We start from the raw sequence: 17947 nt of genomic DNA on the forward strand, positions 1-17947 counted from the left end.
AAGTCGATTTTCCTGAATTTTTCGTATATGCCTTCCGGAAGGACTTAATTTTGGGTAAAACACGATGCAATCAGGGCAGATAGAGGTCGACAGCTTTGACCGAAAGATTTTGGACGTGCTTGCGCGCAATGGGCGGACGTCGATCACGGATTTGGCCAAAGAAGTCGGACTTTCCAAAAGCCCAACTCAAGCGCGCTTGCGTCGCCTTGAAAGCGAGGGCGTGATCACCGGCTATTGCGCGCAGCTAGACCCCATTCGACTTGGCCTTGATCATGTGGCCTTTGTCGAAGTGAAATTGACCGACACGCGCGAGGCCGCCTTGGCGGCTTTTAATGCCGCAATTTTGGAAGTACCCGAGATTGAACAAGCCCATATGATCGCAAGTCATTTTGACTATTTATTAAAGGTACGCGTAACAAATATGGCGGCTTATCGTGCGGTTTTGGGTGAAAAAATCTCGGCTTTGCCGCATGTTGCCAGCACCTCAACTTATGTGGCGATGCAGTCTGTGAAAGAAAGTGGATTTTCTGAAATAGCATAGCGTCTTGGCTCTTTACACCTCAGACGAGAGCGCTATTGTCGCCCGCAGTTTGAAAGATTGCTTTGGCCACTATTGCCTTGGTGTTTACAGACTGAAAACGCCAGATGCGGGCGTGATGGAATGGTAGACATACCAGACTTAAAATCTGTTGGGCCTTGTGCCCGTGTGGGTTCGAGTCCCACCGCCCGCACCAATTCACCAGCTTGAAATCATTGATGAATACTGTAGGCCACGCCTTGAGATTTTGGTGAGTTATTGGTCTTTGGGTAGATTGGCGCGGCGAGACCGCGCCAATGTTCTTAGTCGCGGGTTCCGGCAAAGCGGGTTTGCCACTCTTCGCGTTCGTCGTCGGTGATTTTTCGGAATGTCACTTCGGGCACCGTGAAGGCATGACCAATTTTTAACTGCTGCAAAGTTTCCGCGACATCATCGGGCCATTCCGTGTTTGACACATTCATTGACGCCAGCAACGAGGCGCTTGCGTCGGGGATGAAGGGGGCTGAAAGCACGGCGTAGAAGGGGATCAGGTTCAGTGCCAAACGGATTTGGATAGCGGCCTGATCTGGATCAGTTTTGAACGTTGTCCAGGGGGCAACGGCTTGCAGGTATTCATTGCCCGCTGCCCAAATCGCACGCAATTCTTGAGCGGATTTGCGCACTTCCATGTCCTGCATGTGCTGTTCATAGGCGCGCACGCGTGTGGTCAGCTCTTGGATCAACGCCAATTCCTGCGGGCCATAGTTTGCGCCTTCGGGCACGGCTTCGGAGAATTTGGAACGGCAGAATTTTGTCACGCGGGACACAAAATTACCCAGCACGTCCGCTAAGTCTTTGTTCACGGATCCTTGGAAGTTTTCCCAAGTAAATTCCGCATCAGAGCTTTCAGGAGCATGGCTTAGAAGCCACCAGCGCCAGTAGTCTGCGGGCAGAATCTCAAGCGCCTGGTCCATGAATACACCGCGCCCACGCGAAGTGCTGAACTGGCCGCCATCGTAATTTAAGTAGTTGAAAGATTTGATGTAATCCACCAGCTTCCACGGCTCTTGGGAGCCGAAAATTGTCACAGGAAATGACAGGGTGTGGAATGGCACGTTATCTTTGCCCATGAATTGCGTATAGGTCACATCCTCGGCACCTTTGTCAGTGCGCCACCAGCGTTCCCAGTCTGTGCCTTTGCCGGCATCAACCCATTCTTGGGAGGCGGCGATGTATTCGATGGGGGCGTCGAACCAAACGTAGAAGACTTTGTCTTCCATGCCGGGCCAGTCTTGGTCGCCGTTTTTCACCGGCACGCCCCAGTCCAGATCGCGGGTGATGCCGCGGTCTTGCAAACCGTCGCCATCGGTCAGCCATTTCTTAGCAATCGAGGTGGTGAGGATCGGCCAATCGTGTTTGCTGTCAATCCAGTCCGAAAGCTTTTCGCGCATTTCGGATTGGCGCAGGTAGAGATGTTTCGTGGCGCGTTCTTCCAGTTCAGTCGAGCCTGAAATGGTGGAATAGGGGTTGATCAGATCGGTGGGGTCAAGCTGCTTGGTGCAGTTGTCACATTGATCACCGCGCGCGCTTTCAAATCCACAGTTGGGGCAGGTGCCTTCGATGTATCGGTCTGGTAAAAACCGCCCGTCCGCGTGGGAATACATCTGGGTTTCTTCAACTTCGCGGATCAGTCCTGCCTGGGCCAAACGACCTGCAAAGTGTTGTGTAAGCTTATGATTTTGTTCACTAGATGACCGACCAAAGTGATCAAAGGACAGACGGAAGCCCTCGGCGATTTTGGCTTGGATCTCATGCATTTCAGCGCAGTATTCGGCAACCGGTTGACCGGCTTTGGCAGCGGCAAGTTCTGCGGGTGTGCCGTGCTCGTCGGTGGCACATAGGAACATAACTTCGTTGCCGCGGGCTCGCTGATAGCGGGCAAACAAATCGGCAGGAAGCTGGCTGCCCACAAGATTGCCGAGGTGCTTGATGCCGTTGATATATGGGATGGCCGAAGTGATCAGATGGCGCGCCATGGGGAATTCCTTTGTCCGTCGTTAAGCCTTCCCTAGACCAATCCTTGTGGCAGTTCCAGAGGGCAGGGCATTGGCGACGCAAAGAGGGGGCTTTCAGCAGAGGTTTCGCGGCGAAACGGTTGCCGTTGGTCCGTGCGCCGGGTTCATTTTCGATTATTTGTACAATTTGTACGTTTCACGGCCCCAAACGTACGATTCGCTTGGGGTCTGTGCGTGCCGCACCAGCCCCCATTCGGCACGCTCCGGGGCCGGTGTTTTGCCTCCCAACGCTTTTTGGAATGACAGCACAGCATTCAATTTCCTTGCAGTTTACCCGCAGCGGCTTAGGTTGCACGCAAGCTCGAACAGCGAGGACCGCGCGATGAAAACGAACACCCTTGGCCGCACTGGTATTCAGGTGCCCGCCCTTTGTCTTGGGACAATGACTTTTGGCACTCAGACATCACAAGAAGATGCGCATCAGCAGATGGACATGTCCTTGATGGCTGGCGTTAATTTTTGGGACACCGCAGAAATGTATCCGGTGAACCCTTTGAGCAAGCCAACTCAGGGGGACTCAGAACGCATTCTGGGCAATTGGTTTGAAACAACCGGCCGCCGGAATGAGGTGGTTTTGGCGACCAAACATTCTGGCAGCGGCTACCTGAATGTGCGCAATGGGGCAGATATCACGGCGCGGACCATTCCAGAGGCCATCGAGGGGTCTTTGAAGCGGCTGAAGACAGATCATATTGATCTTTATCAGTTTCATTGGCCCAATCGCGGCAGCTATATGTTCCGGCAGAACTGGAGCTTTGACCCGACCAGTCAGAACCGGCAACAAACGCTGGACCATATGCTGGAAGCGTTGCAGGCACTGCAAACAGAGGTGGATCGGGGCACCATTCGCGCCTTTGGCCTGTCAAATGAAAGCGCCTGGGGCATGACGCAATGGGCTGGGTTGGCAGACGCCCATGGATTGCCGCGTGTGGCCAGCATTCAGAACGAATATTCGTTGCTGTGCCGCTTGTTTGATACCGATTGTGCAGAGGTTTGTCATAACGAAGAGATCGGGTTGTTGTCTTATTCCCCTTTGGCGACAGGATATCTGACCGGCAAATATCAGAACGATGCGGTTCCAGCGGGATCAAGGATGTCGATTGGCCCTGATCTGGGTGGGCGGCGCACAGATCGCGTTCAGGGGGTGACCCAGGCTTATCTGGATTTGGCCGCAGAGCATGGTTTGGATCTGGTGCATATGTCGCTGGCATGGTGTATGCAGCGGCCGTTTATGGCGTCGACCATCTTTGGGGCCACAACCGTCGATCAGCTCGCCCATATTCTGGAAGGGCGGGATTTGGTCCTGTCTGAGGATGTGATGCAGGCGATTGATGCGGTGCACCGTGCCAACCCAATGCCATTCTAAGGGGCAAAACTCAGGGTGTTTGGGTATTGGCCTGGTCTGCATATTCAGGATAACAACGTTCAACTGATAAGGGGAACGAGCGGTGACACAAGAGGTGGTTGCGACGGTGCGCATATCTGCGCCAAGACGTTGGATGGCAGTCTTTATGCAAGCGCTGTTGGGCGCATTGGTGATTTACGTCGCCTTTGATACGCCACCGGCCTTGCCGGGGCAGGTGTTTTTGCTGGTTTTGGGAGGGGCGGCGCTTTGGTTGGCGCAGCGCACTTATTTTGCCACCTCTGGCTATATCGAATTGACCCGAGAGGGGCTGTGGGACAGCCGTGGCATGCCTATTGTGGCGCTGTCAGAGATCACCAAGGTGGAACGCGGCACATTTGCCCTAAAGCCCTCAAGTGGCTTTACCCTGCATCTGAAAAACAAAGCGCCCGGACAATGGATGCCCGGGCTTTGGTGGCGATGGCGTCGCCGGGTTGGGATTGGGGGCACCGCGTCAGGGGCGGATACCAAATCGATGGCGCAAATCATCGAAGCCCTGATGCAGGAGCAAAACCCCTAGGACGTGCTGAACACCAATTGCGGCGCGTAGCGGGGACGTGTGAAGACAAAGGTCTCGATGCTGCGCGACCCCAGGCCAACATCAAGGGCCGGATCAAAGGTGGTTTGGGTTTCGATCAGGATCACCGCGTCTTGGTCCGCCATTGTGGGCAGGGAATCTTTCAGGTCGATCAGGTTTTGCGCGGTGAGGGCGGCATAGGTATCGCCGCGGGTCTGGGACCATTCCATTTCATAAGCGTCTTCGTCTTCGTTCCAGGTGATCACCGAAATCCGCATTGAGGAGTCAGTGTCTGATTTGGCCAGAGCGTCAAACAGGCTGCGGGTGTTGGTGACGTAGGTTGGCGTGATGGCATTGGTTTCGCGCGATAACATGTCACTGATGGTAAAGGCAGCTTTTTCAGCGGCGGATTTGGTGCGATAGGCATCAAAGAAGATCGCCACGGCGGCAATGGCCCAGAACAGAAGGGGCAGGATGATCACGGTTTCGATCGCGACCGATCCTGAGGCGTCTTTTGTGAAAGACTTGAGTTTTTTCAGAGCATTAAACATGGGTCTACCTCGGCTCCTGAACAAATGCTGTCATGGCGGTGATGCTTGTGTCCCCAGCGCCGTCGGTTTGCAGGGCGGATGCAAATTTTGAGCTTGGGAAGATCGGCGTGTATTTTGCGCAGGCACGTAGAACCACCAGCTCGTTGTCCATGCCAAAGCTGTATTCAGACATGGGGGCGATGGTTTCTGAGGCGTCGGTACAGGCGAATGTGCTGGGCAGATCTGTCCAGTTGCGCACATCCCGCACCACCATTTCCAGATGCAGATTGGTGGCACAGTCTGGCACCACGTTATATTCGCAGATCCGGGCCTTAAGCTCTTCGTGTGTTGGCGCGCCACCTGTGTTCAGGCGTACCCAACGCACGGTGTCATCCATGGCGCGTTCCAGCATGGTATGGCGCAGGGTCATCAGGCCGACTTCGACGGACATCATCAGAAAGACCAGTAGGACCGGGAACATGATGGCGAATTCAACCGCGGCGTTTCCGTCTTCGGACTTTCGAAAGAAGCGGAGTTTGTTAAGCATGAAATTCTTCATTGGATCAACCTCAGCTGACGGATAGATGCGGCGATTGCGGCAAAGGCGTCAGCAATTTCTAGCCCGTCCACATCAAAATAGTGGCTTGGCGAGCTTGCACAGTTTTGCAGAACGGTTTGGCCACCGGATGGGGCTTCGAAACCGATTGTGAACACCACGATGTCTTCGGCCTTGGCGGCATCACAGATGGCTTGTGTACGTGTGTTCTTGGTAGAACCGCCCACATAGCTGCGCACACCGTAGTACCAGTCATCATTGGCTTCGCTGTCAATCATCCAAGGCTTATAGTGTTCGTCGACATTGAATTTGATCGAGGTGCGGGCCCAAAGGTCGGCATAAGAAACGATTTCCGCGCTGCCGGGTTCATCCACAGTGACGGTTTTGCGGACACGTTTGTAGCGTTTGCATGAGCCGTTGCGGCGATAGGAGCGGCACACATAAGAGGTTTGGGTCTCTTCGTAGACACCTTCGCCATAGGCGTGATCTCTCCAGGCGCTGTTATGCGGCCAATAGAACATGGGTTCTGTTGTGTCGCCGTCATTGTCTTCGTCGCCGGTGTCTTCGCCGATATAGACAGAATAGATTTCCTGTTCATCGTTCCACCAGATGTTGGAGTCTCCGGTGCGGTAATCATCCTTGATGTAATATTGCGAGGTGTTCTGACCATCTGTCATCAAGACGATGACTTTTAAGGTCTGACTGTCGTTATAGGCATTTGGGCGACCCTCAAAATCAGAGCTGACATGACCTTCGTCAATCAGCGCGCTGACAACGGGTTGTAAGCTATTGTCCAACAGGGCAGTGCCCCATTTCATGCCTACGTCAATAGAGGTGTTGCCGCCGCCCCACATCGAGTTGATGAAGTTTTTCAGCGTGGTGGCGTCTTTTTGCAGAACCACCATTTCGCGGGTGTTATCAGCAGCTGAAACACAGACCGCAGAGGGGACAGTGACCATCGGATCATTGTCGCGCCCGTCAGAATCTGACCAAGGGTCAAAATGCATGGTGCGTTGCAATTCAGCATTTGGATCAATTGATGTTTCGCTGAAATCACCGGCGGCGAAGTTCACACAGTTTGAGTAGGTGTGCTCTTCGGTCATGTTCAATTGTTCCGCCAGAATTTCTGGTGCGGAAACCTGCGTTGCATAGGGCACAATTGAAACCGACAGTTTGCCGTCTTCGGTGGTGCTTGTCAGCGTGTCAACAAAGTCATTGGCCGCAACTTTCAGGTTGGGCAGGCGGTTGTTGCTGTTCATGGAGCCAGAGACGTCAAGCACCATTGAAATTTCCACACCACCGATGCGCTCTTCGGCAGCACTTGCGGCGTTCATATTCAGGGTGTTGATGCCGGTCAGGCGCATAAACTTGGTGGTGACAGAGGTGTTGGCCGTGGCGGAAACCGTGCGATAGCCAAGACCTTCTTCGACTTGAATGTCTTCCAAGTGCTCAGACAGGTCGGATTTCGCAAAATAGTCTTCGACGACCGACTCTGGATTAAGGTCTTGTTCCAGCGAAGAAGCAGCCAGAACCGCGCGATCCAATGTATCCTGGAGTTGGGTGCGGCGCATCTCGGCGAGCATAACATCTACGCCAATGCCGCCGACCATCATGATCATGAGGAAGACCATGACCCCAAAATAGACCATGCTACCGTCTTCTTCGCGGCGGAAGCGTCGCAAAAACTGCGTCGCTGCTGCGGCTTTGTTCTGTGCAGTCCGGTGTCCCATACTACGTCCCTCGTTTACGCCCCACGAAACCCATTGAACGGATTTCGGCTACATTTACTCGCGACCTTGAATGACAGTGGATTTTGGCTGAATTGGGGCGGATTTGCGAATTTTTCAGTGGTTTTGGCTGTGAATCGTCGCAATTGGGCCGATTTGGTGGCCGGTCACGTGTGAAAGTTTGAACTGTTCATGTTTGGGAAACATTAAGAAAACTCGGCTATGCGTTAAGGGTATCTCAAAAAGTTTTCAAACTGATGAAAATTTGTGCAGTTGGTCCTCGCATCTTTTTCTGAACTAAGATTAGGTGGGGAGACTGAATGCGACGTTGAGTCGCAAAATGCTTGTCGGGAGTGAGTTATGAGCGCAGTGAAAGAACCAAGTTTTCGGGAGAGCGTGGATTTGATGTTTAACAGGGCGGTGGCCCTGATGGATCTGCCACCGGGACTGGAAGAGAAAATCCGGGTTTGTAACGCTACCTATACGGTGCGTTTTGGGGTGCGTTTGCGCGGGGAAATGCGCACCTTTACCGGCTATCGCTCTGTGCATTCTGAACATATGGAACCCGTAAAGGGCGGTATTCGGTTTGCAGGCAGCGTTAACCAAGATGAAGTCGAGGCACTTGCCGCACTGATGACGTACAAATGCGCATTGGTGGAAGCCCCTTTTGGGGGGTCAAAAGGGGGGCTGTGCATCGATCCGCGTGAATATGACGAGCATGAGCTTGAGCAAATCACGCGCCGCTTTGCCTATGAATTGGCAAAACGCGATTTGATTCATCCGTCCCAAAACGTGCCTGCGCCTGACATGGGCACCGGCGAACGGGAAATGGCCTGGATTGCGGACCAATATGCGCGCATGAACACCACCGATATCAACGCGCGGGCCTGTGTGACCGGCAAACCGTTGAATGCTGGCGGGATTTCTGGCCGTGTCGAAGCAACCGGTCGTGGGGTGCAATACGCGCTGCGCGAGTTCTTCCGCTATGAGGAAGATGTTGCAAAGGCGGGTATGACGGGCAAGCTGAAGGGCAAGACCGTTGTTGTTCAAGGCCTTGGTAATGTGGGCTATCACGCTGCGAAGTTTCTGTCGGAAGAGGACGGATCCAAGATCATTGGCGTGATTGAGCGCGACGGGGCTGTGGTCAGCAAAAATGGGCTGGATGTCGAAGGTCTGCACGCCTGGATCATGAAACATGGCGGCGTTAAAGGTTATCCGGATGCGTCCTATGTTGAGAATGGCGCAGAGGTGCTGGAAGAAGACTGCGATATTCTGATCCCTGCGGCTCTGGAAGGGGTGATCAACCTGTCCAACGCCGCGCGTATCACCGCGCCATTGATCATCGAGGCTGCAAATGGGCCGGTGACAGCCGGAGCGGATGAAATCCTGCGCGACAAGGGCACAGTGATTATTCCGGACATGTATGCCAATGCGGGCGGTGTGACCGTGTCGTATTTTGAATGGGTGAAGAACCTGAGCCACATTCGATTTGGCCGTATGCAGCGCCGTCAGGAAGAAGCGCGCCACGAGTTGGTGGTGGATCAGTTGGAAAGCCTGTCTGATGCGATGGGTAAAGCCTGGTCGCCGGATCCGGACTTTAAGCAGAAATATCTGCGGGGTGCGGACGAGTTGGAACTGGTGCGTTCGGGTCTGGATGACACGATGCGGATTGCCTATCAGTCGATGCGCAAAGTGTGGCACGAACGCGATGACGTGGTAGACCTGCGCACTGCAGCCTATCTGGTTTCGATCGAAAAAGTTGCTGCGAGTTATCGCGCCAAAGGTCTGTGATCTAGACTACATAAGATGTTATCAAAGCCCGCCATTGGCGGGTTTTTTTGTGCCCAGTATCACCCTAGGGATTTGAGATCGGCGGGGTAACCGCCGTGGAGGGCATATTTCGCAACCGGCTTAGGGTGACGGGTGTCATGCCAAGAAAGGACGCGATGTGGCTGTGGGAAAAGTTGTTTTCGTGCTCGGGGAAATTGGCGCGAAACCATGCCAGCCGATCGGCCCCCTTTAGGGCGGCGAGGCACCATTCCCGGTCAGCTTTAAAAGCCAGCTCTTTTTGCAATACAGCATTGGCCCAGTCGCGAATGCTGGATGATGTCAGCATGAGATCGACCAGACGCGCGGCGCTGAGGTGACAGATTAGGCTGTCGATCGTGGCCAACAGCGAGACGCGCGAGTTGGACTGTCTGCTGCGCGCAAGGTTTGGTGTAATGGTGCAGGGACCGCAATACATGCCAACACAAACTGCCTGACCTTCGGCACCTACAATCACGCTGACGACGCGGCCTTGCAAAAGAATATACTCATTGCTGTCCGGTTGGTCTTGATGCGCAAAGGATGTGGCTTTCTTGACGAATTTTGAGGACCATTGCGCCGCAAAGCCCGTTGCCTCGGGCCTGGTCAGCGCGGTCTCGGACTGCCTTAGATAGCTTTGAAGGTCCATTCGTATTTTTCCTTAACAAACGATAATGCGGCGCGTCCGAGCGGGGCTTAGACGTCGTCTATCTATAGGAGATTTTACGATGAGTATCAGATTATTGCGACGGAATCTTGGTTTGGTTTTGGTGCTGAGTTGTCTTGGGGCAGTGGCCATTTATGGCGTGATGGTGCAGGTGACGTTGGCGCAGTTGCAAAGCCTTTCGGGGCTGGTGCCGCTTGATATGCGGCCCATGGGTTATAGAGGGGACGCGGTCAGGGCGCTGTTTGAAGCGCTTGGTGCGCCGGGGCGTGCGTATTATTTGACCCGTCAAATACCGCTGGATTTGGTGTATCCTGCACTAATGGGGCTGAGCCTGGTGACGGCGAACATGTGGTTTGGCGTGCGTCTGGGGCAGGGCAGGTTTCTGAGGTTTGCCAGTGTGGTTGCAGGACTGGCCGCTCTGGCGGATTACCTTGAGAATCTAGGTATTGTGGTGATGATCCAGTGCTGGCCCGAGGTGCCGAGTGCCGTGATCCGCCTAAGCAGCAGCGCGACAATCGCCAAATCTGGCCTTACGACAGTTGCGGTACTGTGCACGCTTTATGTGATATTGCGCTGGGCGATTTCAGCCTTGCGGCGGGGTGTTTGCAGACAGGCCTAGCCGCCGATCTTGGCCTGTCGAAAGGGTTGCAGTCATTTGCGAAGCCTGACATCAAAGGGTGTCTGATTTGGAGGGTGTCTATGCGTCTTTTGGTGTGTGCTGCGGTTTTGATGAGCGCAATGTCTGCGCAGGCGGACGAGGGGGCCACGGCCAAGGAAAACTCTTGTCAGGCGCAATCAGATATTGTTGCCAAAGCTGTCGAAATGCGGCGGTCAGGCAAGCGCGAAGGCCGTGTTAAACGCACCCTGGCCAAAGATGCGAGCATCGCGGAAGAATTTCAGCCGGCGGTGCCTTTGTTGGTGGGCTGGGTCTATACATTGCCAAAGGCCGATCTAAAGCTAGAACCGGGTGCTGCCTATTTGACCACCTGTCTTGAGCAGTAATCCTTTTGGCGCTGACTGGACATTGTTGATGTCGCAACCCATTATTATGCTATGAGCCTGCCTCCGGGATTTATGGATGAACTTCGCAGCCGCACCAGCATCGTTCAGGTGGTGGGGCGCAAGGTCATGTGGGATGCGCGCAAGTCTAATGCAGGCAAGGGCGATATGTGGGCTCCGTGCCCCTTTCATCACGAAAAAAGTGCATCTTTTCATGTGGATGACCAAAAAGGTTTTTATTACTGCTTTGGCTGTCAGGCCAAGGGTGACGCGATTAACTTTGTGCAGGAAGCAGAGAATGTCAGCTTTATCGAGGCAGTAAAGATCTTGGCCGAAGAGGCCGGGTTGCAGATGCCGGACCGCGATCCGCGGGCGCAGGAAAAGGCCGAAAAGCGCACCTTGTTGGTGGATGTGATGGATCAGGCCGTGCAGTTTTACCGCATGTCGCTGAAAACCGGGGCGGCCGCCGAGGCGCGGGCCTATCTAGAGCGCCGCAAAATGTCACCGCAGATTCAGGATCGGTTTGGCATTGGCTATGCACCCGAAGGCAATGCGCTGTTTAAGCACCTTGTGGGCAAAGGCATTGATCCCGAGCAAATTATTCAATCGGGACTGGCCGCAAGGCCAGATGATGGCCGCGCGCCTTATGATCGGTTTCGCGGGCGCATTGTGTTCCCTATTCGCGACGCGCGGGGGCGGTGTATTTCGCTGGGCGGTCGCGCGCTGGACCCAAATGCCCGCGCCAAATATTTAAACGGCCCGGAAACGGAGCTGTTTGATAAGGGGCGCAGCCTGTACAATCATGGGCCTGCACGTGAAGCCACGGGCAAAGGGCAAACTCTGATAGTGGCCGAAGGCTATATGGATGTGATCGCCTTGGTGGCCGCTGGATTTGAGGCCGCGGTTGCGCCTTTGGGGACGGCGATCACCGAAAACCAATTGGCGCTGTTGTGGCGGATATCGCCTGAACCGATCATAGCGCTGGACGGCGATAAGGCTGGGATTCGCGCGGCGATGCGGTTGATCGATTTGGCCTTACCTCTGCTTGAAGCCGGGCAAAGCTTGCGGTTTGCGATTATGCCGGATGGGCAAGATCCGGATGATTTGATCAAGGCCAAAGGCCCGGGCGCGGTGCAAAAGGTATTGGATCAGGCGCGCCCGATGGTGGATCTGTTGTGGCAACGCGAAACCGATGGCAAAAATTTTGACAGCCCAGAACGCAAAGCCACGCTGGACAAGGCGCTGCGCGAAAAAATCAAACTTATCAAGGACCCGTCCATTCGGGCGCATTATGGCGAAGCCATCAAAGAACTGCGCTGGCAGTTGTTCCGGCCGCAGCGCGGAGGTGGCGCAAAATTCGGGGCCAAATCCGGGGGCAAACGTGGCAGCAAGACAGCGCGTGGTGTTTGGCAACAGATTGGCGCGCAGGCAACCACCAAGGCCTCGTTGCTGGTTTCGGCGGATGACGCGCGTCAGCGGCATTTGCGCGAGGCGGTGATTTTGGCGTCAATCTTGTCGACACCGGCGGTTTTGGATGAATTTGAAGAAGGGTTAGAAGGCCTGCGCTGTCAGGATGACGACCATGGATTTTTGCGGGATCTGTTGCTGCGTCAGGCGCACCGCGGCGTCGAGAACCTGAAAGGCGTGGTTGAGGACGCAATGGGCCCAGAGGCTCTTGATTTTCTGCTGGGGCATCCACATGTGCGTTTGGCCCCGCCGGTGCGCTTTCCCGGAGATTTGGACCGGGCGCGCCAGACGATTTCTGAAGAGTTGAACAAGCTGGCCAGTGATCTGGGACATGGTGCCGAAGTCGCCGAAGCCATCGAAGTGATTGGCGATGTGGAAGATGAAGCGGTGACATGGCGGTTGGGGCAGGCGGCGGCGGCGCGTGAAAAAGCCCGTCAGAGTACGCAGGAAGAAGGTGGAGAGTTTGAGACGGGCGAAAATGGGGCCCCGATCGACAAGGACGAACGCGCAGCACTGGATGCGCTTATGCAGGGAATCAGTTTTACCAAGCGGCAAAGGTAGAATAATCTGCCGTATGGTGAAGATATCATAAAGAAAATGGGTTAAACGGGTGTGCGAATCACTGAATCGCGATAATGATTCGGTTTAACGAATCACCCAGCCCTCTTTTCAGGAGCAGCGCATGGCCGCAAAAGACAACGACGACCGCAAATCTGACGATCAGGATGCCGAAATGTCGCTCGACATGAGCCAGGCCGCCGTCAAGAAGATGATCGCTGAGGCACGGGAAAAGGGCTATATCACCTATGATCAGCTCAATAAGGTGCTGCCCCCCGATCAGGTGAGCTCTGAACAGATCGAAGACGTGATGTCGATGTTGTCTGAAATGGGCATCAACATTATCGAAGACGAAGAAGTCGACGAAGAAGAACAGAAGACCACGGCGCTGGTGGATACCTCCTCGGCGAACCGCGAAGTCACGTTGGGCTCGGGTACAGCTGAAAAGCTCGACCGCACAGATGATCCGGTGCGCATGTATCTGCGCGAAATGGGCTCGGTTGAACTGTTGAGCCGTGAAGGCGAAATCGCGATTGCGAAACGTATCGAGGCGGGCCGCAATACAATGATCGCCGGGCTTTGTGAAAGCCCGCTGACATTCCAAGCGATCACCATCTGGCGCGACGAACTTTTGTCCGAAGATATTTTGCTGCGCGACGTTATCGATCTTGAGACCACCTTTGGCAATCAGATGGACGAAGAGGCCGAAGAAGAGCCTGTTGTCGCCACCGCCAATGTGGCCGCTGCCCCAAAGAAAGACGCAGGTCCGGAATTGGATGCGGATGGCAACCCGATTGTCGAAGATGATGATGACGACGAGGACGAACAGGCCAACATGTCGCTTGCGGCGATGGAAGCGGCCCTGAAGCCTCGGGTTCTGGAAATGCTGGACCGCATTGCCGAAGATTACACGCAATTGTCTGAAATGCAGGACAGCCGGATATCGGCCACGCTGAATGAAGATGATACATTTTCGGCCCGCGAAGAAGCGACCTATCAAAAGCTGCGCGCCGAAATCGTTGAGCTGGTGAATGAATTGCACCTGCACAACAACCGTATTGAAGCGCTGATCGACCAGCTGTACGGCATCAACCGTCGTATCATGTCTATTGACAGCTCGATGGTGAAATTGGCGGATCAGGCGCGGATCAACCGCCGGGAATTCATCGAGGCCTACCGGGGTCGCGAGTTGGACCCAACCTGGCTTGAGGACATGTCACAAAAGCCGGGCCGTGGCTGGCAAATGTTCATGGAACGCTCTGTTGACAAGGTCACTGAATTGCGCGCCGAGATGGCCCAAGTCGGCACCTATGTTGGTTTGGATATTCCTGAATTCCGCCGCATCGTGCAGCAGGTTCAGAAGGGCGAAAAAGAAGCCCGTCAGGCCAAGAAAGAAATGGTTGAAGCCAACCTGCGATTGGTAATTTCGATTGCCAAGAAATACACGAACCGTGGCCTGCAATTCCTTGATCTTATTCAAGAAGGTAACATCGGCCTGATGAAGGCTGTTGATAAGTTTGAATACCGTCGTGGCTATAAATTTTCGACCTATGCCACATGGTGGATCCGTCAGGCGATCACCCGGTCGATTGCCGATCAGGCGCGCACCATTCGTATTCCGGTGCATATGATCGAAACGATCAACAAGCTGGTGCGCACGGGCCGCCAGATGCTGCACGAAATTGGCCGCGAACCAACACCCGAGGAATTGGCAGACAAGCTGCAGATGCCTTTGGAAAAAGTGCGCAAGGTCATGAAGATCGCGAAAGAACCGATTTCTTTGGAAACGCCAATTGGCGACGAAGAAGACTCGCAACTGGGCGATTTCATCGAAGACAAGAACGCGGTTCTGCCGCTGGATTCCGCCATTCAGGAAAACCTGAAGGAAACCACGACACGGGTTCTGGCATCACTGACGCCGCGTGAAGAACGGGTTTTGCGGATGCGGTTTGGCATCGGCATGAACACCGACCACACGTTGGAAGAAGTGGGCCAGCAGTTTAGCGTGACACGTGAACGTATTCGTCAGATCGAAGCGAAAGCCTTGCGGAAACTGAAACACCCAAGCCGCAGCCGCAAGTTGCGCAGTTTCTTGGATCAGTAAAAAATTTCGCCCTTCTTGGTTCATTCTAAGAGGGGCGATTTTCTTTGGACCACCTGCCACCTACCGGAGCCAAAACATGTCTCTATTTTCAAAACTATTTGGCGCAAAAACCGCTGAAAAACCTGAGCCCGTCACCCATGAGGGGTTTCTGATCTTTGCAGAGCCGCAAAAGGATGGGGCGGTGTATCGTGTGGGCGCGCGGATTGAAAAAGAAATTGGTGGCGAAGTGAAGGTGCATCAGATGGTGCGCGCGGATTCCTTTCCGACGGCAGAGGCAGCGACAGAGGTGTCATTGCTGAAGGCAAAGCAGTTTATTGATCAGCAGGGCGAGAGGCTTTTTTCCTTCTGATACCTGCCAGTTACAGCGGGAAATTGAAGCGTTATGACGCAGCAGAATACCGTGGTTGTTTTTGATGGAACCTGTGTTTTATGTACCGGGTTTTTTCGGTTTGTTTTGCAGCGTGATCGCGCCGAACTGATCCAGTTTGCGACCGCTCAAAGCCCGTTTGGTCAAACACAGTTTGGCGCTTTGGGGCTGCCCACCGAGAATTTAGACACCTTGCTGCTGTTGCAGGACGGACGGGTTTACCAGAAACTTGACGCGATCTGCGAAATCCTGCGGCATTTGGGCTGGCCCTGGCGGGTTTTTACGGTTCTTCGGTTTTTGCCACAAGGTTTGAAAGACCGTCTTTATGGTCTGATTGCGCGCAATCGATATCGGGTGTTTGGCCGTTCAGATGTTTGTATGCGACCAACAGAGGCCACAAGAGGCCGGTTTTTGCCGGATGGCGGCGGTTAGAAAATGAGTTCGCTTGGCGGTGATGCCTTTATGGTTTCCAAGTGAGTGTTTCTGCGGTTTGTGGCGCAGCGTGCTTTAAAAACGGCAAGTAAGGGATAGGACATGCAACAGGTTTTTCGCGTCGCCACCCATGGGCAGGGCTTGTATGAATTTACCCGGTCGGTGTCTGAATGGCTGCGCACAGAGGGCGTGAAGCAGGGGCTGTTGACGCTGTTTGTGCGCCATACGTCTTGCTCGTTGCTGATCCAGGAAAATGCCGACCCCGAAGTTCAGACCGATCTGCGCAATTTCTTTCAGCGTTTGGTGCCGCCGACAACGGATGCATCGATGTCTTACTTGACCCATACCTATGAAGGCCCTGATGACATGCCCGCGCATATTAAGGCGGCGATGATGCCGGTTTCGCTGTCCATTCCAGTGATGAATGGACAGTTGGCTTTGGGGAGCTGGCAAGGGATCTATTTGTTTGAGCATCGGGATCACCCGCATCAACGGCAAATCGCGGCGCATATTTCGGCTTAAAATTCATCATCTAGGGGGTGCATTTCTGCTCTACCCAAACTCTAGCGGCTGACCTATAGTGGCTGTGGATAAGTTGGGGGTCGCCCCAAAATTCTTGGCACGTTAATTTCTGGGGGATTTTCATGCGCTGCCCGTTTTGCGGAAATATTGATACGCAGGTGAAGGATTCTCGGCCTGCGGAAGACCACGTTTCAATTCGACGCCGGCGGTTTTGCCCAGCGTGCGGCGGACGATTTACCACCTATGAGCGCGTACAGTTGCGTGATTTGGTTGTGGTGAAATCATCGGGCCGACGTGAAGATTTTGACCGCGATAAGCTGGAACGCTCTATTCGTATCGCGTTGCAGAAACGTCCGGTGGAACCCGAGCGCATGGACCAGATGATTTCGGGCATTGTGCGCCGTCTTGAAAGCATGGGTGAGACCGATATTCAATCCAAAACCATTGGCGAAATTGTCATGGAATCTTTGGCGCGTATCGACACTGTGGCCTATGTGCGCTTTGCCAGCGTGTATAAGAATTTTCAGGCGGCAGATGATTTTGACAAGTTCGTTTCTGAGCTGCGCCCGGACGTAAAACCTGACGAGTGAGTTCGAAGGTGTGACCCAAAGTGACAATCGCTATATGGCGCTCGCCCTGACATTAGGGCGGCGAGGGCAAGGACGCTGCTGGCCAAATCCAGCGGTGGGCTGTGTGATTGTGCAGGGCGCACGCATTGTTGGCCGTGGTTGGACACAACCAGGTGGACGTCCGCATGCAGAGACCGAAGCATTGGCGCAAGCGGGGGTGTCGGCCAAGGGGGCAACAGCCTATGTGACGTTGGAACCCTGCGCGCATCATGGCAAAACGCCGCCCTGTGCCCAAGCGCTAATAGATGCGGGTGTTGCGCGCGTTGTGGCGGCTGTCGAGGACAGTGACGGGCGTGTGGCCGGGCAGGGCTTTGATATGCTGCGTGCGGCAGGCATTGAAGTTGATACCGGGGTTATGGCCGACGAAGCGGGTTATGATCTTGAGGGATTTTTTCTAAAAACCGAACAGGGCCGGCCCTTTGTGACGCTCAAGCTTGCGACCACATTGGATGGGCGGATTGCCACATCAAGCGGCGAGAGCCAGTGGATTACCGGGTCTGAGGCGCGGCGTATGGTACATGCGATGCGGGCGCGGCATGATGCGGTGATGGTTGGGGCTGGCACGGCCCGCGCGGATGATCCGTCGCTGACGGTGCGTGACCTTGGTGTGACGCATCAGCCGGTACGCGTGGTTGTGTCACGTCGATTGGATGTGCCTTTGATGTCGACGCTGGCGCGCACCGCCAAGGATGTGCCGGTCTGGTTGGCGCATGGCCACGAGGCGGATGCGGAATTGTTGCGCACCTGGCGCGGGTTGGGGGCCACGTTGTTGCCCTGCGACAAGCAGGGGGTGCATTTGTCGCCCGTTTCGGTGTTGCAGGCCTTGGGGGCCCAGGGATTGACGCGTGTGTTCTGTGAGGGTGGCGGGGCTTTGGCAGCGTCACTGCTGCGCGCGGATCTGGTGGACGAACTGGCGGTTTTCACGGCGGGCGCGGCCATTGGTGCAGAGGGTATCCCGGCGATTGGCGGAATGGGGCTTGATCGTTTGGCTCAGGCCCCACGATTTGCATTGCGGCACCAATCACGGGTGGGCCAAGACATGTTAAGCCTATGGCGGCGAAGCCAGACTTAG

At 54.6% G+C, this 17947-nt stretch carries 18 protein-coding genes and 1 tRNA gene; 14 read left to right on the plus strand and 5 right to left on the minus strand.

Annotated elements, in window-relative coordinates:
* The first annotated feature begins 64 nt into the window (after window positions 1–64).
* Together ABXG94_RS02135 and ABXG94_RS02140 are read left to right on the plus strand one after the other, a co-directional pair.
* Window positions 65–541, plus strand: a complete 477-nt coding sequence (locus ABXG94_RS02135; protein ID WP_353532024.1) for an Lrp/AsnC family transcriptional regulator — start codon at window positions 65–67, stop codon at window positions 539–541.
* A gap of 106 nt (window positions 542–647) precedes the next feature.
* Window positions 648–734, plus strand: a tRNA-Leu gene (locus ABXG94_RS02140).
* A 106-nt stretch (window positions 735–840) separates the two neighbouring features.
* Here the strand turns inward: ABXG94_RS02140 and metG are convergent.
* Complete coding sequence (metG, locus tag ABXG94_RS02145) at window positions 841–2553, minus strand: methionine--tRNA ligase (RefSeq protein ID WP_353532025.1); 1713 nt, start codon at window positions 2551–2553, stop codon at window positions 841–843.
* A 361-nt stretch (window positions 2554–2914) separates the two neighbouring features.
* Here metG and ABXG94_RS02150 point away from each other — a divergent pair, with 361 nt between their 5' ends.
* A complete protein-coding gene (locus ABXG94_RS02150; protein ID WP_353532026.1) occupies window positions 2915–3958 on the plus strand; it encodes an aldo/keto reductase in 1044 nt (347 codons plus the stop codon).
* An 82-nt stretch (window positions 3959–4040) separates the two neighbouring features.
* Window positions 4041–4514, plus strand: coding sequence for a hypothetical protein (locus tag ABXG94_RS02155; RefSeq protein ID WP_353532028.1), 474 nt, complete (start codon window positions 4041–4043; stop codon window positions 4512–4514).
* Here the strand turns inward: ABXG94_RS02155 and ABXG94_RS02160 are convergent.
* The 3 genes from ABXG94_RS02160 to ABXG94_RS02170 are packed head-to-tail and all read right to left on the minus strand — an operon-like array spanning window position 4511 to window position 7327.
* On the minus strand, window positions 4511–5062 hold the full coding sequence (locus tag ABXG94_RS02160) for a TadE/TadG family type IV pilus assembly protein (protein ID WP_353532029.1): 552 nt from the start codon (window positions 5060–5062) through the stop codon (window positions 4511–4513). The genes ABXG94_RS02155 and ABXG94_RS02160 overlap by 4 nt on opposite strands.
* Window positions 5063–5066: 4 nt before the next feature.
* Window positions 5067–5588 carry a TadE/TadG family type IV pilus assembly protein gene (locus ABXG94_RS02165; protein ID WP_353532030.1) on the minus strand — a complete coding sequence of 174 codons (522 nt, stop codon included), beginning with the start codon at window positions 5586–5588 and terminating at the stop codon, window positions 5067–5069.
* Between the two features lie 8 nt (window positions 5589–5596).
* Window positions 5597–7327 (minus strand): pilus assembly protein TadG-related protein, encoded by a 1731-nt coding sequence (locus ABXG94_RS02170; protein WP_353532031.1) that lies wholly within the window; start codon window positions 7325–7327, stop codon window positions 5597–5599.
* A gap of 357 nt (window positions 7328–7684) precedes the next feature.
* On the opposite strand from ABXG94_RS02170, the gene ABXG94_RS02175 reads away from it, so the two are divergent.
* On the plus strand, window positions 7685–9115 hold the full coding sequence (locus ABXG94_RS02175; RefSeq protein ID WP_353532032.1) for a Glu/Leu/Phe/Val family dehydrogenase: 1431 nt from the start codon (window positions 7685–7687) through the stop codon (window positions 9113–9115).
* Between the two features lie 64 nt (window positions 9116–9179).
* Here the strand turns inward: ABXG94_RS02175 and ABXG94_RS02180 are convergent, their stop codons facing one another.
* Window positions 9180–9779 (minus strand): Crp/Fnr family transcriptional regulator, encoded by a 600-nt coding sequence (locus ABXG94_RS02180; protein ID WP_353532033.1) that lies wholly within the window; start codon window positions 9777–9779, stop codon window positions 9180–9182.
* Between the two features lie 79 nt (window positions 9780–9858).
* Here ABXG94_RS02180 and ABXG94_RS02185 point away from each other — a divergent pair, with 79 nt between their 5' ends.
* The 9 genes from ABXG94_RS02185 (at window position 9859) to ribD (ending at window position 17947) form a co-directional block, all read left to right on the plus strand.
* The gene (locus tag ABXG94_RS02185; protein WP_353532034.1) at window positions 9859–10416 is read left to right on the plus strand and encodes a hypothetical protein; all 558 of its coding nucleotides are present in this window, start codon (window positions 9859–9861) and stop codon (window positions 10414–10416) included.
* A gap of 80 nt (window positions 10417–10496) precedes the next feature.
* Window positions 10497–10799 (plus strand): hypothetical protein, encoded by a 303-nt coding sequence (locus tag ABXG94_RS02190; RefSeq protein ID WP_353532035.1) that lies wholly within the window; start codon window positions 10497–10499, stop codon window positions 10797–10799.
* Between the two features lie 51 nt (window positions 10800–10850).
* Complete coding sequence (gene dnaG / locus ABXG94_RS02195) at window positions 10851–12824, plus strand: DNA primase (protein ID WP_353532036.1); 1974 nt, start codon at window positions 10851–10853, stop codon at window positions 12822–12824.
* 121 nt (window positions 12825–12945) lie between these two features.
* Window positions 12946–14925 carry an RNA polymerase sigma factor RpoD gene (gene rpoD, locus ABXG94_RS02200; protein ID WP_353532037.1) on the plus strand — a complete coding sequence of 660 codons (1980 nt, stop codon included), beginning with the start codon at window positions 12946–12948 and terminating at the stop codon, window positions 14923–14925.
* A 76-nt stretch (window positions 14926–15001) separates the two neighbouring features.
* On the plus strand, window positions 15002–15274 hold the full coding sequence (locus ABXG94_RS02205; protein ID WP_353532039.1) for an HlyU family transcriptional regulator: 273 nt from the start codon (window positions 15002–15004) through the stop codon (window positions 15272–15274).
* A gap of 33 nt (window positions 15275–15307) precedes the next feature.
* The gene (locus tag ABXG94_RS02210) at window positions 15308–15724 is read left to right on the plus strand and encodes a thiol-disulfide oxidoreductase DCC family protein (RefSeq protein WP_353532040.1); all 417 of its coding nucleotides are present in this window, start codon (window positions 15308–15310) and stop codon (window positions 15722–15724) included.
* 102 nt (window positions 15725–15826) lie between these two features.
* Window positions 15827–16246, plus strand: coding sequence for a secondary thiamine-phosphate synthase enzyme YjbQ (locus tag ABXG94_RS02215; protein WP_353532041.1), 420 nt, complete (start codon window positions 15827–15829; stop codon window positions 16244–16246).
* A gap of 122 nt (window positions 16247–16368) precedes the next feature.
* Window positions 16369–16836, plus strand: coding sequence for a transcriptional regulator NrdR (gene nrdR, locus ABXG94_RS02220; protein WP_353532042.1), 468 nt, complete (start codon window positions 16369–16371; stop codon window positions 16834–16836).
* Between the two features lie 10 nt (window positions 16837–16846).
* Window positions 16847–17947, plus strand: a complete 1101-nt coding sequence (ribD, locus tag ABXG94_RS02225) for a bifunctional diaminohydroxyphosphoribosylaminopyrimidine deaminase/5-amino-6-(5-phosphoribosylamino)uracil reductase RibD (RefSeq protein WP_353532043.1) — start codon at window positions 16847–16849, stop codon at window positions 17945–17947.

It is taken from the genome of Cognatishimia sp. WU-CL00825 (genome assembly GCF_040364665.1).
Taxonomy (GTDB): Bacteria; Pseudomonadota; Alphaproteobacteria; order Rhodobacterales; family Rhodobacteraceae; genus Cognatishimia.

Excerpts from the sequence above, each read along its gene's own strand:
- ABXG94_RS02135 (WP_353532024.1), top strand. The coding sequence starts at position 65 with ATGCAATCAGGGCAGATAGAGGTCGACAGCTTTGACCGAAAGATTTTG.
- metG (WP_353532025.1), bottom strand. The coding sequence starts at position 2,553 with ATGGCGCGCCATCTGATCACTTCGGCCATCCCATATATCAACGGCATC.
- ABXG94_RS02150 (WP_353532026.1), top strand. The coding sequence starts at position 2,915 with ATGAAAACGAACACCCTTGGCCGCACTGGTATTCAGGTGCCCGCCCTT.
- ABXG94_RS02160 (WP_353532029.1), bottom strand. The coding sequence starts at position 5,062 with ATGTTTAATGCTCTGAAAAAACTCAAGTCTTTCACAAAAGACGCCTCA.
- ABXG94_RS02165 (WP_353532030.1), bottom strand. The coding sequence starts at position 5,588 with ATGCTTAACAAACTCCGCTTCTTTCGAAAGTCCGAAGACGGAAACGCC.
- ABXG94_RS02170 (WP_353532031.1), bottom strand. The coding sequence starts at position 7,327 with ATGGGACACCGGACTGCACAGAACAAAGCCGCAGCAGCGACGCAGTTT.
- ABXG94_RS02175 (WP_353532032.1), top strand. The coding sequence starts at position 7,685 with ATGAGCGCAGTGAAAGAACCAAGTTTTCGGGAGAGCGTGGATTTGATG.
- ABXG94_RS02180 (WP_353532033.1), bottom strand. The coding sequence starts at position 9,779 with ATGGACCTTCAAAGCTATCTAAGGCAGTCCGAGACCGCGCTGACCAGG.
- ABXG94_RS02185 (WP_353532034.1), top strand. The coding sequence starts at position 9,859 with ATGAGTATCAGATTATTGCGACGGAATCTTGGTTTGGTTTTGGTGCTG.
- ABXG94_RS02190 (WP_353532035.1), top strand. The coding sequence starts at position 10,497 with ATGCGTCTTTTGGTGTGTGCTGCGGTTTTGATGAGCGCAATGTCTGCG.
- dnaG (WP_353532036.1), top strand. The coding sequence starts at position 10,851 with ATGAGCCTGCCTCCGGGATTTATGGATGAACTTCGCAGCCGCACCAGC.
- rpoD (WP_353532037.1), top strand. The coding sequence starts at position 12,946 with ATGGCCGCAAAAGACAACGACGACCGCAAATCTGACGATCAGGATGCC.
- ABXG94_RS02205 (WP_353532039.1), top strand. The coding sequence starts at position 15,002 with ATGTCTCTATTTTCAAAACTATTTGGCGCAAAAACCGCTGAAAAACCT.
- ABXG94_RS02210 (WP_353532040.1), top strand. The coding sequence starts at position 15,308 with ATGACGCAGCAGAATACCGTGGTTGTTTTTGATGGAACCTGTGTTTTA.
- ABXG94_RS02215 (WP_353532041.1), top strand. The coding sequence starts at position 15,827 with ATGCAACAGGTTTTTCGCGTCGCCACCCATGGGCAGGGCTTGTATGAA.
- nrdR (WP_353532042.1), top strand. The coding sequence starts at position 16,369 with ATGCGCTGCCCGTTTTGCGGAAATATTGATACGCAGGTGAAGGATTCT.